This is a genomic window from Pseudomonadota bacterium, from assembly GCA_039033415.1.
GTDB lineage: Bacteria > Pseudomonadota > Gammaproteobacteria > Xanthomonadales > SZUA-38 > JANQOZ01.
Map to the genome: position 1 here is coordinate 1 of JBCCCR010000018.1, position 15429 is coordinate 15429.

At 63.0% G+C, this 15429-nt stretch carries 13 protein-coding genes; 2 read left to right on the forward strand and 11 right to left on the reverse strand.

What is annotated here, in order from left to right; all coding sequences use genetic code 11:
* Positions 1-817, forward strand: an 817-nt coding sequence (locus AAF358_15390; GenBank protein ID MEM7706939.1) for a hypothetical protein, incomplete at its 5' end; no start/stop codon positions are given.
* A 21-nt stretch (positions 818-838) separates the two neighbouring features.
* Here the strand turns inward: AAF358_15390 and secA are convergent.
* A complete protein-coding gene (secA, locus tag AAF358_15395) occupies positions 839-3583 on the reverse strand; it encodes a preprotein translocase subunit SecA (protein MEM7706940.1) in 2745 nt (914 codons plus the stop codon).
* A 123-nt stretch (positions 3584-3706) separates the two neighbouring features.
* A complete protein-coding gene (locus tag AAF358_15400; GenBank protein MEM7706941.1) occupies positions 3707-4636 on the reverse strand; it encodes a M23 family metallopeptidase in 930 nt (309 codons plus the stop codon).
* Between AAF358_15400 and AAF358_15405 the strand changes: the two genes are divergently transcribed.
* Positions 4637-5128: a DUF721 domain-containing protein gene (locus tag AAF358_15405; protein ID MEM7706942.1), complete on the forward strand. Its 492-nt coding sequence runs from the start codon at positions 4637-4639 to the stop codon at positions 5126-5128.
* Between the two features lie 99 nt (positions 5129-5227).
* Here AAF358_15405 and lpxC read toward each other — a convergent pair whose 3' ends face one another.
* From lpxC to mraY, 9 genes are all read right to left on the reverse strand, one after another.
* Positions 5228-6139, reverse strand: a complete 912-nt coding sequence (gene lpxC / locus AAF358_15410) for a UDP-3-O-acyl-N-acetylglucosamine deacetylase (protein MEM7706943.1) — start codon at positions 6137-6139, stop codon at positions 5228-5230.
* Positions 6140-6444: 305 nt separating this feature from the next.
* On the reverse strand, positions 6445-7599 hold the full coding sequence (gene ftsZ / locus AAF358_15415) for a cell division protein FtsZ (protein ID MEM7706944.1): 1155 nt from the start codon (positions 7597-7599) through the stop codon (positions 6445-6447).
* A gap of 65 nt (positions 7600-7664) precedes the next feature.
* On the reverse strand, positions 7665-8897 hold the full coding sequence (gene ftsA / locus AAF358_15420; GenBank protein ID MEM7706945.1) for a cell division protein FtsA: 1233 nt from the start codon (positions 8895-8897) through the stop codon (positions 7665-7667).
* Positions 8897-9661 carry a cell division protein FtsQ/DivIB gene (locus AAF358_15425; GenBank protein ID MEM7706946.1) on the reverse strand — a complete coding sequence of 255 codons (765 nt, stop codon included), beginning with the start codon at positions 9659-9661 and terminating at the stop codon, positions 8897-8899. The genes ftsA and AAF358_15425 overlap by 1 nt, the downstream gene beginning before the upstream one ends.
* Complete coding sequence (locus AAF358_15430) at positions 9658-10593, reverse strand: D-alanine--D-alanine ligase (protein MEM7706947.1); 936 nt, start codon at positions 10591-10593, stop codon at positions 9658-9660. Before AAF358_15430 ends, AAF358_15425 begins: the two co-directional genes overlap by 4 nt.
* A complete protein-coding gene (gene murC / locus AAF358_15435; GenBank protein ID MEM7706948.1) occupies positions 10593-12023 on the reverse strand; it encodes a UDP-N-acetylmuramate--L-alanine ligase in 1431 nt (476 codons plus the stop codon). The genes AAF358_15430 and murC overlap by 1 nt, the downstream gene beginning before the upstream one ends.
* Positions 12020-13102, reverse strand: a complete 1083-nt coding sequence (gene murG / locus AAF358_15440; protein MEM7706949.1) for an undecaprenyldiphospho-muramoylpentapeptide beta-N-acetylglucosaminyltransferase — start codon at positions 13100-13102, stop codon at positions 12020-12022. Before murG ends, murC begins: the two co-directional genes overlap by 4 nt.
* Positions 13099-14346 (reverse strand): putative lipid II flippase FtsW, encoded by a 1248-nt coding sequence (ftsW, locus tag AAF358_15445; protein MEM7706950.1) that lies wholly within the window; start codon positions 14344-14346, stop codon positions 13099-13101. Before ftsW ends, murG begins: the two co-directional genes overlap by 4 nt.
* Positions 14346-15428: a phospho-N-acetylmuramoyl-pentapeptide-transferase gene (gene mraY / locus AAF358_15450; protein MEM7706951.1), complete on the reverse strand. Its 1083-nt coding sequence runs from the start codon at positions 15426-15428 to the stop codon at positions 14346-14348. The genes ftsW and mraY overlap by 1 nt, the downstream gene beginning before the upstream one ends.
* Position 15429 lies beyond the last annotated feature (1 nt).

A 15429-nucleotide genomic window follows, 5' to 3' on the forward strand; every position in this document is an offset into this window, starting at 1 on the left:
GCTGCTCAAAAATACGGTTCAGGGCAGCGAGCTTGAGTCGGCGAAGCTGGAGCTGGAGACGGTGCTTCAGCGAGCAACCCAGCTGGAAACCGAAAACGCGACCCTTGCTGAGGAGCGCGATCGCCTAAAGGGCCGGGCCCAGGAGCTGACGGATCAACAATCGGCCCTGATCGCCGCCGCCCGCGACACCCGGCAGCAGACGTCGGAACAGGCTGACCAGTCGGCAAAAATTTCGCAGCTCGAAAGCCAGCTCAAGGCGCGCGAGCAGGCGCTCACCCAGCTGCGGGAGGACTACAGCGAGCTGGCGCAGGAAAAATCTGCCGAACCCACCGTTGTCGAGCCGCCGGATTCGGGTCACGCTACAGAGCTGGAACAGGCGGTTGAAAGCAAAAATCGGCAGCTTGCGCAGCTTCGCCAGGAGATCGAAGACAGCCGCAATCTGCTGTCGACGTTTCAGCAAAAGGTCAATCAGCTGGAAACCGAGGCTCGACGCAAAGCCTACTCGGCGCCGTCGCCAGCAGCACCTGCGGCTACCGTGGAGGCAACACCGGCGCCCGCTCCGCCGTCATCCGGCGCCGTGCCGCTCTTCTACGATCGCCCACCCAGCCAGCTCGACGACCTCACTCGGATCAAAGGCATTGGCCAGGTGCTCGCGACAACGCTGAACAGCATGGGGATTTTTCAGTTTCGCCAGTTGGCCAGCATGACGGACGAAGACATCGTGACGGTCACACGCAAGCTCCGCGGCTTTAAGGATCGGATTGCCCGGGATGAGTGGGTCAGCCAGGCCCAGGCGTTGATCCGGGAACAGGACTGAGGTTGAGGCCCTAAGCCGCGGTTAGCCAATCCGTCCGTGGCACTGCTTATACTTTTTCCCAGAACCGCAGGGGCACGGGTCGTTTCGCCCCACTTTCTGGCCTTCTCGAACCACCTGTTGCACTGGAGCGGGAGCCGCCTGACGCGGCGCTTGTGCCGGGGGCGCGCCGGCCGCGCCGGCGGGTGCGGCGCTGGCGGTTGCCGCCTGGGCCTCGGCATGCTGGTATTCCCTAGGCGCCTGACTTCGGCGCTGCTCGTCCATCGCCTCAACGTCTTCCGGCGCCTGGATCTTCACGCGGGCGAGGATCTTGACCACCTCGCGCTTGATCCGCTCGAGGAGCTCAGCGAAAAGCTGGAATGACTCTCGCTTGTACTCCTGCTTAGGCTGCTTCTGCGCATAACCACGCAGATGGATGCCCTGGCGCAGATAGTCCATGTTCGCCAGATGGTCTTTCCAAAGCTGGTCCAGCACGTGGAGCATCACCGCCTTCTCGAAATTCCGCATCACCTGCTCGCCGGTTTGCTGCTCTTTTTCGGCGAAGTAGGCGTTCATGCCTTTCTCAACCTTATCCTTCAGCCCGGCCTCGTCCAGCGAATCGTCCTCCTCCAGCCACTGGGCGATCGGCAGCTCGACGCCAAATTCGCCAGCCAGCGCTTTTTCCAGCCCGGCGATATCCCATTGTTCGTCGACACTCCCAGGGGGAACGAACTGATGGAACTCTTCGGAGAAAACGTCGTGTTTGATGTCAGCGATAGCCGCTTCGATCTCCTCAGCGTCCATCAGATCATTGCGCTGCTCGTAGATCACCTTTCGCTGATCGTTGGCCACGTCGTCGAAGTCGAGCAGGTGCTTTCGCGTATCAAAGTTGTGGGCTTCCACCTTACGCTGGGCATTTTCAATCGCCCGGGTGACCCACTTGTGTTCGATCGCCTCATCTTCGGTCATGCCGAAACGCTGCATGAGCGCAGTCACCCGGTCTGAGGCGAAGATCCGCATCAGGTTATCCTGCAGAGACAGGTAAAACCGGCTTGAGCCCGGATCTCCCTGCCGGCCGGATCGGCCGCGCAGCTGATTGTCGATACGCCGCGATTCGTGTCGCTCGGTGCCAATGATGTGGAGACCACCAGCGTTCAGGACCTCTTCGTGGCGCTGCTGCCAGTCCTGCTCAAGGTTCTCGAGCTGACTCTCAGGGACGTCCTCACCCAGCGCCTCACGCTCCGCGCCGAGGTTGCCGCCGAGGACAATATCAGTGCCCCGTCCGGCCATGTTGGTAGCGATGGTCACGGCACCCGGGCGACCGGCCTGCGCCACGATCTGCGCCTCGCGCTCATGCTGCTTGGCGTTGAGGACTTCGTGCGAGATGTTGTTTTGTTTGAGCAGCGTGGACAGATACTCGGAGGTTTCGATGGAGGTCGTCCCCACCAGCACAGGCTGCCCCCGCTCCTGGCAATCGGCGACATCTTCCATAATGGCGCGGAACTTGCCCTCCGGATTCAGGAATACAAGATCGCCACGATCATCACGAACCATCGGTTTGTGGGTCGGGACGACAATCACCTCAAGACCGTAGATCTGCTGAAACTCGTAGGCCTCGGTATCAGCGGTACCGGTCATTCCAGAAAGCTTTTCGTAAAGCCGAAAATAATTCTGGAACGTGATCGACGCCAGCGTCTGGTTGTCGCGCTGAATCGGCACCCCCTCTTTGGCCTCCACCGCCTGGTGCAAGCCGTCCGACCAGCGACGACCCGACAGCGTGCGACCGGTAAATTCGTCGACGATCACCACTTCCCCCTCGCGAACGATGTAGTCAACGTCCTTCTGGTAGAGGGAATGCGCGCGGATCGCCGCGTTCAGGTGATGGACCAGCGCGAGATGCTGGGGATCGTAGAGGGAGTCACCCTCCGAAAGCAGCCCGTTTTTCAGGCAGATTGCCTCAACGTGCTCCATGCCGCTTTCGGTGAGATAAATCTGTTTGGTCTTTTCGTCGACGCTGTAGTCGCCCTCACCGTCGTCTTCGACCTGCCGGGACAGCTGCGGTACCAGCCGATTCACCTGAACATAGAGCTGCGGCGAATCTTCGGTCGGCCCGGAAATGATGAGCGGCGTTCGCGCCTCGTCAATGAGGATCGAATCCACCTCGTCCACGATGGCAAAATGCTGCCCACGCTGGACCCGGTCGTCCTGCGAAAACGCCATGTTGTCTCGCAGGTAGTCAAAGCCAAATTCGTTGTTCGTGCCGTAAGTGATGTCGCAGGCGTAGGCCGCGCGTTTGGCCGCCGGTGCCATGCCCGGCACCGACACGCCAACGGTCATGTCCAGCGCCTCGAATACGGGTCGCATCCAGTCGGCGTCACGGCGCGCCAGATAGTCGTTCACCGTCACCACATGCACGCCGTTTCCGGTCAAGGCGTTAAGGTACGCGGGCAGCGTCGCCACAAGCGTCTTCCCTTCACCAGTGCGCATCTCGGCAATCTTGCCGTCGTTCAGCACCATGCCGCCGATCATCTGGACGTCGTAGTGTCGGAGGCCCAGGGTTCGCACCGCGGCTTCGCGAACGGTGGCAAACGCCTCAGGTAGGAGCTTGTCGAGCGTCTCACCGTCAGCTAAGCGCTGGCGGAACTCGGCGGTACGGGCCTTCAGCGCTTCGTCGTCGAGCGCCTGCAGCGCCGGCTCCGCGTCATTGATCGCGCTGACCAAGCGGGAGAGCTTTTTGATCAGCCGATCATTGCGGCTGCCAAAGATCTGAGTGGTGAGTTTGTTCAGCATGTAGAAGGGCCTCTCCTGAAGCTCAGGAAATAAGGTTCAGCGTGCTTACAATCAAGCCCACGCTGGGGTTTCCGCAGCGAAGGACCGTCAGAACGACTATTTTGCCACGGACCGGATCAGTGATTAGCGGATGCCCGCGATGACCTCGGCAGGATTGATCCGGCGTCCGTCGAGAAGGACTTCAAAATGGACGTGAGACCCGGTAGCGCGACCCGTCGAGCCCATGATCCCCAGGACGTCCCCCGCCTTGACCAGCTGACCGATCTCTACCCGGTTTTCCGCATTGTGGGCGTAACGCGTGACGTAGCCGTTGCCATGGTCAACCTCCACCGTGTTCCCGTACTGCGGTCGGGTGCCAGACCAGGTGACCACGCCATCGGCCACCGCCAGGATTTCGGCGTCCAGCGGCCCGGCAAAATCAACGCCGGCATGCATCGCTATCTCGCCGGTAAAAGGGTCCACGCGTTTGCCATAGCGGGAAGATTGCCACCCGCCGGCAATGGGCTTCCCCGACGGCATCAGCGTCGCGTCGAGCTCTCGACCCGCAATCAAGCTCTCAAGGATCTTGAGTTGCCGAGACTGCGCGTCGAAGCGCGCTTCAAATTGGTGGATTTCCCGAGCCAGATCGACCGCCCCGATATCAGCCAGCAGCGGCGCCTGCTCCGGCCCGCCCACCGGTGGCGTGGACAGGAAATTGAACTCGCCGTCGGTCAGCTTGCCAGCCTGGGTCAGCCGCGCGCCGAGAGACTCCATTCGCACGCTGCGGGCCTGCAGCTCGCCCAGCTTCAGCGCGAGTGCATCGATGTGATCATCATGGCGCTGACGCATCGCCTCAAGCTCGGCTCGACCTTGCTCGAGCTCCTCTTGCCACTGCTCCAGCTGGGCCAGCGCCTGTTGGTCAGCCGCGCTGAAATGACGCCCTCCGTAAACTGCAGCGGTCACAAGCAGCGTCAGTCCAGCGGCGACCATGGCCACAAAGCGCCGGACTTCCCGCTTTCCCAACCGGTACCTGCTCGGCGTTGTGCCGTCGCCGCGAAAGACTATGATGTTCATATGGCTGCTTTTCGTTCTAATGGACCCCGCCGGCGCGATGCCTCTCCGACCAGGCTGAAACGCCTGTTCTCAGACAGCAGTCCGCTGGCCGCGCTGCAAGAGCACGCTCGGGGTATTGCCATGTTAAAAAACGCGCTGTGGCCGTATCTGCCGCCCAGCATCAGGCCGCACTGCGACTTGGCGAATTACCGGGATTCCACGCTGTTTATCCATGCCGACTCACCGCTCTGGGCGGCAAAAGTCCGGCACGCAAGCCCGCAGATACTACATGCAGCCCGTCAGCGTTGCAAAACGCCGGCCCGCAAGCTTGTGGTGCGGGTCCGCTGGCCGCACGCAAAAACCGCCGCTCAGCGCACGCAAAGAAAGCTTATCGGCAGGGTTACCGACCACCTTGAGCAGGCTTCGCAGCACGTGGACGATCCCGAACTGGCGGCGATCATGCAGCGGATCGCGCGCCGACAGCCGTCGGACAGTGAAACGGGGTCAGAGTAAAGGGACAGAGTAAATCGCCACTGTTTGCAGTGGCCTGACAGCTTTCTGCTGGGATTTACTCTGTCCCTTTACTCTGACCCCAGAATTATGACCCCAGAATCAAAAGGCCTGCGCAGGGTGTGCGTAGGAAATCGGCGCGGTGCCCTCGTCGTCAAACGTGACCTCTTCCCAGGCGTCTTTCTGGTCAAGCAACGTGCGCAGCAGCGTGTTGTTGAGCGCGTGGCCAGACTTATGGCCGTAGAAAGAGCCGATCAGGCTGTGACCAAGCAGGTAGAGATCGCCGATGGCGTCAAGAATCTTATGTTTGACGAACTCATCTTCATAGCGCAACCCGTCTTCGTTCAGAATTCGATAGTCGTCGAGCACCACGGCGTTGTCCATGCTGCCGCCGAGCACCAGGTTGCGCTCCCGCAGCATTTCGATATCACGCATAAAACCGAAGGTGCGAGCGCGGGCCACTTCTTTCACAAACGAGGTGGTGGAGAAGTCGATCTCAGCCTGGTGTGAGTGGTTGCGGAACACCGGATGATCAAAATCGATGGAAAAACGCACCTTGAAGCCACTGTACGGCTCGAAACAGGCCACCTTGTCCTCGGATCGCACTTCAACCTTTTTCTTGATGCGGATGAAGCGCTTCGGAGCGCTTTGCTCCTCGATACCGGCCGACTGAATCAGAAACACAAACGGGCCGGCGCTGCCGTCCATAATCGGCACTTCCGGCGCGCTCAGGTCAACAAACGCATTGTCGATCCCGAGGCCGGCCATGGCCGACAGCAGGTGTTCAACGGTCGAGATCCGATGTTCGCCATTGCCCAACGAGGTGGACATGCTGGTATCGCCGACATTTTTTGGATGTGCCGGGATTTCCGCGATGGGATTGACGTCGACGCGACGAAACACGATGCCGGAATCAACCGGCGCCGGGCGCAGGGTCAGGTAAACTTTGCGGCCGGTGTGGATTCCCACACCCGTCGCTCTGATGACGTTCTTAAGCGTGCGCTGTCTTATCATTATTAGGATTGCCCCCCCAGGGATTTGAGGCGTTCATACAGGCGTTTCATTGAACGGCGGCGATACTAACACACGCCTCGCGCTTATGAAACCACTGTTTTGGGTTAAAAACAACACTTGTTGCATATTCACAACACTTGTCACTTCTTTGCCTAAAAAATGACCGCGGGCGGGTGAGAAGCCAGCAAAACCCGCCCACGGTCAGGGCACAATCGTGAAGCAGCGCGGCTGACTGGCGACTGAACCAGCGTCCTGCCAGCCTGATGCGACTTAAGCCTTTGGGTGGTTGGAAAAACGAACCAACCCTAATCCGCCTGCCGTCGCAAGAACGCCGGGATATCCAGATAATCCAGCTGGCTCTCGCCGCCTGTCGCTGGCTCCGCCGGCGCAGGTTCGCTGGCGACAGGAGGCGCCGTCGGCGTCTCAGCCTCCGTTGCGGTGTACTCGACGCCGCCGGTGGTCGCGTTGCGGACCAGCTGAACCGGCTGCTCCTGCGTCGCCGCATCGCGGCTAAGTCCTGTAGCGACAACCGTTACCCGGAGCTCGTCCTGCAGACTGGGGTCGATCACGGTCCCGACAACCACCGTTGCGTCGTCGGAAGCAAATTCGCTAACCGTACGGCCGACCTCTTCAAACTCACTCATGGTCAGATCCAGACCCGCCGTGACGTTGACGAGGATGCCGCAAGCACCAGAGAGATTGACGTCTTCGAGCAGCGGGCTGCCGATCGCCGCCTCGGCCGCGACAATCGCGCGGTCGTCACCTTTGGCCGAACCGGTGCCCATCATGGCCATTCCCATCTCGGACATCACCGTCCGCACGTCGGCGAAATCGACGTTGATCAGACCCGGGCGGGTGATCAGTTCAGCAATGCCTTGAACCGCGCCCAGCAGCACGTCATTGGCCGCCTTGAAGGCGTTGAGCAGGGACACATCGCCGCCGAGCACGGTCAGCAGCTTCTCATTGGGGATGGTGATCAGCGAGTCGACGTGGCGCGCCAGCTCGTCGATGCCCTGACAGGCCACGCTCATGCGGCGCCGACCTTCAAACGGGAAGGGTTTGGTGACCACCGCAACGGTCAGAATACCCATCTCCTTCGCGAGCTGCGCGACCACCGGAGCCGCACCGGTGCCGGTGCCACCCCCCATGCCGGCGGTGATGAACACCATGTCGGCGCCATCGAGCACCTCGGTGATGCGCTCTCGGTCTTCCAAAGCTGACTGCCGGCCGATCTCCGGATTGGCGCCGGCGCCCAGACCTTTGGTCACGTTGGCGCCCAGCTGCAGGGCGGTCTGCACGTTGCAGCTCTTCAGCGCCTGGGAATCGGTATTGCCGACAATGAAGTCAACGCCTTCGATGTCCGCTTCCACCATCTGCCGCACGGCGTTGCCGCCGCCACCACCCACGCCGACGACCTTGATGATCGCGCTTTGGTTATAACTTTCCATCAGTTCAAACATGGCTTCTCTCCTCAAGTACTACTGCTGGCTATACAAAACGTTGTGATGCCGGTCCGGGAAGCGCATCAGAACTCCCCCCGAAACCAGCTTTTAACTCTCTCCCACGGTGAATCGCCGGAGCCCGTGCCGTAGCCGCCGGTGGGCACATGATCGCTGCGCGCTCCGTAGAGCAGCAGCCCCACGCCGGTGGCATGAATCTGATTGCTGACCACATCGGACAAGCCGGTGACGTATTGCGGCGCGCCGATTCGCACCGGCATGTGGAACACCTCTTCGGCCAGGTCCGCGACCCCTTCCATCTTTGACGCCCCGCCGGTCAGCACCACGCCGGCGGGAATCATCTCGGCAAAACCGCTGCGTTTGATTTCGTTGTTGACGAGGCTGAAGAGCTCCTCATAGCGGGGCTCCACAACCTCCGCCAACGTCTGACGCGCCAGCCGGCGGGACGGACGATCGCCAACGCTCGGGACCTGGATCGTCTCCTCCGCGCTGGCGAGCTGGCGCAGCGCACAGGCGTAGCGAATCTTGATGTCCTCTGCGTGCTGGGTGGGCGTGCGAAGGGCAACCGCAATGTCGTTGGTTACCTGATCACCGGCCACCGGAAGCACGGCGGTGTGGCGAATCGCACCCTGAGTGAAAATCGCCATGTCGGTGGTGCCTGCGCCGATGTCGACCAGGCAGGTACCCAGGTCGAGCTCATCGTCCGTGAGCACGGCGTAGCTGGACGCGAGCTGCTGCAGAATGAGGTCGTCCACCTGCAGGCCGCAGCGGGCCACACATTTGCTGATGTTCTGGGCCGCTGTGGCCGAGCCGGTCACTACGTGCACGCGCGCCTCAAGCCGAACCCCCGACATGCTGACGGGGTGTCGGATCCCCTCCTGCCCGTCGATGATGTAGTCCTGGGGCAGCACGTGGATAATCCGCTGATCCGCCGGTACCGCCACGGCCCGGGCCGCATCGAGGACCCGCTCCACGTCACCCTCGGTCACCTCCTGATCTCGGATCGCCACAATGCCGTGGGAGTTGAGGCTCGCAATATGGCTGCCGGATATGCCGGCGAAGACAGAGCGGATCTCACAGCCCGCCATCAGCTCCGCTTCCTCAACCGCGCGCTGAATCGACTGAACGGTGGATTCGATATCCACGACCACACCCCGCTTCAGGCCGCGCGACTCGTGGCTGCCAAGACCCACAACCTCCACCTCGCCGTCGGGCGCCACCTCGCCAACGATGGCGACAATCTTGGACGTGCCGATGTCGAGCCCCACCACCAAAGACTTGTCGGACTTCGCGCCCATCAATTGTTCCCCGCCGGGCTGGCGGACGAGTCACCGATCTGCGTCAGCGTGGAGTCCTGCGCCCAGCGCGCCGCCAGGCCGTTCGGATACCGCAAATCGAGGCTGAGCAGCTGGCGCCGATCGGCCTCCGGCAGGCGTCGCAGGGCGATCACCAGCCGGTTGAGACGCGCTTCGATGTCGCTGGACCCAAACTGGATTTCCAGACCGCTCGTGAGGGTAGCGGTCCACGCTCCGCGGTCGCTGAGACTCAGGCTCATGACGTCCTGGCCAGTGGCGCTGAGATTTTCCTGCAATACCGACAGAAAGCGCACCACCTGCGGGGCTGTTCCGTCCGGTCCGGTCAGCCGTACCATGCCACCGATCTGACTCGCCCCATCGACGCTGAACACCTCTCCCGCCAGGCTGACGAGCTGCCGTTCGCCCCAATGGGCCAGCGGCTCATGTTCCAGCACACGGATGCTGATCGTATCGGGCCAGCGCTTGCGTACGCCCGCGCTGCGAATCCAGGGCAGGGCCTCGATCGAGGTTCGGACCTGATCGAGGTCCACCGCAAAAAAACCACCTTCCACCAGCGAAGCTGCGGTCGCGCGGAGCTGCTCGGCCGGAACCCGCTCAAACGGACCCGAGGCCTCCACCCACCGGATGGGCAGATGCTGGGATGCGAGCATGCTGCGCGCACCGAGTGCGCCGAGGGCCGCGAGCAGGCTCACCAGCAGCACACACACCAGGCCGAGCATTTCGGAGGTTCTTAGCAGCGACTTCATAGCGGCACCTCATCGAAGCTGGTTTCCAAAATCTCCCAGACCAGGTCCTCAAACGGCAGGCCAGCAGCAGCAGCGGCCTTGGGCACCAGACTGTGGCTGGTCATACCGGGCGTCGTATTCGCCTCAAGCAGGTAGGTCACCCCAGCGCCGTCACGCAGGAAATCGACGCGACCCCAGCCGCCGGCACCCGCCGCGGCATAGGCCGCCAGCGCCGTCGCCCGAAGCTGCCGCTCCTCGTCTTCGTCGAGCGAGCAGGGACAGAGATAGCGTGTGTCCTCCACGAGGTATTTAGCCTCGTAGTCGTAAAACCCGGTCGCGGGGATGATCTCGATGGCCGGAAGCGCCCTGCCCTTCAGGAGGCCGACGGTCAGCTCGGAACCGGCAATAAACCGCTCGAGCATCACCCGACGATCAAAGCCGGACGCTTCGCCCACGGCCTGGCTCAGCCCCCCTGGCCCATCAACCACGCTAACGCCGACGCTGGACCCCTCGTTCACCGGCTTGACTACCAGCGGGAAGCCCAGCTCGTTTGCGATCGGCAATGGGTCCTGGCCCGGCGCAAGCTCAACCCCGGGGATCGTTTGCAGGCCAGCCTGGTCCCAGAGCGCTTTGCTGCGCACCTTGTCCATGGTGACCGCGGCACCGAGAAGACTGCTGCCGGTCACCGGCACTCCCAGGCAGGTCAGCGCACCCTGCAGCGCGCCGTCTTCGCCACCGCTGCCGTGCAACAGATTGAACACCCGATCCACCTGGCCTTCGTGAATCAGGCTCAGCAGGCTGGCGATACCGTCGACCGCCACCGCGTTGACCTCTCGCTTGAGCAGCGCATTGAGGACGTCCCGGCCACCGTCCAGCGAAACCTCTCGCTCCGAACCGCTGCCGCCGATCACCAGGGCGACCCGGCCAAAGTCTGCTGCCTTTTCGATCCGCATCAGCTTTGCGCTCCAAAACCGTGCCGATAGATGTCCGCTGCAGCCGCGCCGATGTCTCCGGCTCCCAGCAGCAGCACCAGGTCATCCTGTGCGGTTAACGAGGGCAGCAGCTGTCGGCAGTCGCGCGGATGCTCCACCAGGACCGGGTCCACCTGGCCGCGAGCCCGGATCGCCCGAGCCAGGGCGCGGCTGTCGGCACCCGGTATCGGCTCCTCGCCGGCCGGGTAGACGTCCGCCAGGATGAGCAGATCGACCTGCGAAAGCACTCGGGCAAAATCATCCAGCAGATCGCGAGTCCGGGTATAGCGATGAGGCTGGAAGACCGCCACCAAACGGCGTGTTGGCCAGCCTGCGCGGGCCGCATCGAGCGTCGCCTCGAGTTCGGTTGGATGATGACCGTAGTCATCGACAAACAGCGCGGTGACCTCACCGACCGGCATTTCGCCATGGACGTTGAAGCGTCGCCCAATACCGCCAAAGGCCGTCAACGCGCGCTGTATGGCACCGTCCTCAATGCCCAGCTCCCAGCCGATGGCGATGGCCGCCAGGGCGTTCCGAACGTTGTGGACGCCGGGGAGGTTCAGCTTGACCGGCAGCAGCTCGTCTCGGTTTGGCAGCTGTACCTCAAAGGCCATGGTGGCGCCGCTCTGCGTGACGTTCAGGGCCCGAATGTCCGCATCTTCCGACAGGCCATATTTGACTACCGTCCGAGAGATCCGGCGGGCGAGCCTCGCCGTGCTGGTGTCGTCGACACACAGGACCGCCAGCCCGTAGAACGGCAGGTGGTGCAGAAACTCATCGAAGGCCCGTTCCAGCCGAGCAAAGTCGTTTCGGTAGGTAGACAGATGGTCGTTGTCGATATTGGTGACCACCGCAATCGTCGGCTGCAGGAGCAGAAACGACCCGTCACTTTCGTCAGCCTCAGCCACCAGAAACTGGCCGGTGCCCAGCCGGGCGTTGCTGCCAAGCGAATTGAGCAATCCGCCGATGACGAAGGTGGGGTCCATCTCCGCTTCAGCCATGATGGCGGCGACCAGCGACGTGGTGGTGGTCTTGCCATGGGTTCCGGCCACCGCAATCCCGTCACGGAACCGCATCAGCTCCCCCAGCATCTCCGCTCGCGGTACGATGGGAATACGCCGCTCGCGGGCGGCTTTTAGCTCGGGATTGCTGCGGGCGATGGCGCTGGAGCTGACCACCACCTTGGCATCACCCAGATGATCAGCGTGGTGGCCGACGTGAATCCGCGCCCCGAGGCTCGCCAGGCGCTCGGTCACGGGGGTTGTCTGCGCGTCGGAGCCGGAGATCTCGTGCCCGAGATTCAGCATCACTTCGGCAATCCCGCTCATGCCCGTGCCGCCGATGCCCACAAAATGCATCTGGCGAAAACGCCGCTTCGGATCCACGCCAACGCGGTTCAGGGTGGTCATTGGGCCACCTCCAGACAGGCTGACGCCACCGCCTCGGCGGCGTCAGGCTGTGCGAGTCCCCTCGCCCGCTCCGCCATCTCGGTCAGCAGGTCCGGGGCGGACAGCAGCTCTGCCAAGTGTGCGCTCAGGTCCTCCGGCGTCAGCGCGGCCTCGGGGCAAAGGCGGGCGGCTCCTTCACTCACCAGATAGCCGGCGTTGTGGGTCTGGTGGTCGTCCACCGCGTGCGGGAAAGGCACCAGCAGAGACGCCAGCCCCATCGCCGAAACCTCAGCGATCGTCAGCGCACCCGCGCGGCAAACCACCAGGTCAGCCCAGGCGTAGGCTTCGGCCATGTCGTCGACAAAGGGGAGCACAGTGGCGGAAATCTGTGCCTGCTCGTAGGCCTGCGCGGTGGCCTCCTCACGGCCGGCGCCACACTGATGCCGGATCTCCGGAGCCGGGTTCAGCGCCAGACCGGCGATGGCCTGGGGCAGCAGCGTATTAAGCGCCACCGCCCCCTGACTGCCGCCCAGCACCAGCAGCCGCGACGGCTGGTGTTTACCGGTCTCACGCTCTCGCGGAGTCGGGGCAGCGGCGATCTCGTCTCGGACTGGATTTCCGACGTGTAGCCCGTAACGGGGGAAGGCCGACGGAAAGCCGCTCAGCACCCGGCGCGCCAGCTTCGCCAGCACTCGGTTGGTCAGACCCGGGATACTGTTCTGTTCGTGAACCACCAGCGGTCGGCGGGTCAGCCAGGCCGCCAGCCCGCCGGGCCCTGCGGCAAAGCCGCCCATGCTCAGCACGCTGCGCGGCTGGTAGCGACGCAGAATGCGAATGGCCTGCAGGACCGCACGGCCGAGCCGAAACGGGAGCAGCAGCAGCGCCAGCGCGCCCCGGCCACGCAGTCCGGTGATGTCGATTTGCTCGATGGGATAGCCGAAGCGGGGCACCAGACCGTTCTCCATGCCATGGCTGGAGCCCAGCCACAGCACGTCCACGTCGCGCTGGCGCAACTTCCCGGCGACCGCCAGACCGGGGAATATATGCCCACCGGTACCGCCGGCCATGATCAACACCGGGCTGTTCAGCGGGGCGGTCATGCGCCTGCCCTCCGTCCTTTGCGCCCGGCGGGACGGTCAGAGCCTCGGGTCCGTGGTGACCGACCTTTGGCTGCTCGACGCTGGGGCGAGCGCGTCTGTGGCGTCGCCGCGACCGCCTGCACCTCGTGCGCCACCCTCAGCAGCAGCGCGATCATTACGCACGACATCATGGCGCTGCTGCCGCCGGAACTGATCAACGGCAGCGTGAGGCCCTTGGTGGGCAACACGCCAAGATTCACACCGATGCTCACCATCGCCTGCAGGCCGAGCAAGAAGCTCAGGGCATAGGCGAGGTAGCCGGCAAAGTACTGATGCTGGTGGAGTGCCTGCATCGCAATCACGAGACCGCGGCCGACCAGCAGGCCGAACAGCAGCATCACACCCGCAACACCCACGAGCCCAAGCTCTTCGGCCAGCACCGCGAGGATGAAGTCGGTATAGGCTTCCGGCAGGTAAAACAGTTTCTGCACGCTGCCGCCCAGCCCAACGCCGAGCCACTCGCCCCGCCCGACCGCAATCAGAGCCTGCGTGAGCTGAAAGCCCCCGCTGAACGGATCGGCCCACGGATCCATGAAGCTGCGCAGCCGCTCCAACCGATAGGGCGTGGCGAAGGCGAGCCAGATCCCCGGTGGCAGGGTCAGCAGCGCCAGCGCCGCTAGATCCCGCAGCCTGGCGCCCGCCTGCCAGATCACCGCGGCTGACATGCCAAGCACCAGTACCGCACCGCCGAAATCGGGCTGCGCCAGCAGCAAACCCGCCAGCAGGCACGCCACCACCAGCGGCTTGAAGCTGCCGGCAAAGCGGCTTCGAATCGCTTCAGCGTGGCGCACCGCGTAGCCCGCAAGGTACACCGCCAGCATGATCTTGACGGCCTCAACAACCTGAAAATTCAGGATGCCCGTGCGCACCCAGCGAGTGGCACCGTTCACCGTCACGCCGAAGCCGGGCACAAACACCAGCATGAGCAGCGGAAAGCTCAGCAGCATGAACAGCGGGCTGGCCTTTTCCAGGTTGCTGAGCGGCAGCTTGAGGCAGACGAGCCCCATCAGGGAACCGAGCGTGAGCGCGATCAGGTGTTTAAAAACGTAATAGAGCGGGTGCAGGCCCGCGTTCTCCGCGATCGCCAGGGAGGCTGAAGCGATCATCACCACGCCCAGCGATGCTAGAGCGACCGCCGACCACAGCAGCCAGCTGTCGATGATGAGCGGCTGGGCGGTGGTGCCTTTGCGTTTAGCCTGGGCCATCAGCGCACCTTCAGGGTGGCGAGGCCCACCAGCACGAGGATCACGGAAATGATCCAGAAACGCACGATGACCCGGGGCTCGGGCCAGCCCTTCAGCTCGAAGTGGTGGTGAATCGGCGCCATGCGGAAGATCCGCTTGCCGGTGAGCTTAAAGGACGCCACCTGGAGTATGACCGAGGCGGTTTCCATGACAAAAATGCCGCCCATGATCATAAACGCCAGCTCCTGGCGAACGATCACCGCAATCACCGCGAGCGCCGCGCCCATGGCCAGCGCTCCGATGTCGCCCATAAAAACCTGGGCCGGATAGGTGTTGAACCACAGGAATCCCAGCCCGGCCCCCGCCAGCGCTCCGCAGAAGATCGACAGTTCGCCCGATCCCGGGATGTATGGGATTGCCAGGTAGGTGGAAAAGACCGAGTGCCCAGACACGTAGGCAAAAACCCCAAGAGCGGAAGCCACCAGCACGGTTGGCATAATGGCCAGGCCGTCGAGTCCGTCAGTCAGGTTTACCGCGTTGCTGAAACCCACAATCATGAAGTAGGTCATCACAACAAATGCGGCGCCCAGGGGAATCGCCACATCCTTGAAAAACGGCACGATCAGCTCCGTGGCCGCCGGCAGGTCCGCGGTTTGGAAAAGGTATACCGCCGCGACAATCCCGCAGATCGACTGCAGCAAATATTTCCAGCGCGCCGCGAGGCCCGCGGAGTCCTTAAGGACCAGCTTACGATAGTCGTCCAGCCAGCCGATCGCGCCAAAGGCTGCGGTAACGGCCAGCGTCAGCCACACGTAACGATTGTCCAGATCGGCCCATAGCAGGGTTGAGGCGAGCACGGCCACCAGGATCAGCGCACCGCCCATGGTGGGGGTGCCGGCCTTGGTCAGGTGGGTCGCCGGGCCGTCTTCCCGGATCGGCTGGCCGATCTGGTAGAACGACAGGCGACGGATCATCCAAGGGCCCACCAGCAGGGACACGGCAAGCGCCGTGAGGGCGCTGAGAATCGTGCGGAAGGTTAGGTACTGGAACACGCTAAACCCGGTGTCCAGTGCCTCCAATGCGCCCGCCAGCCACAGCAACATG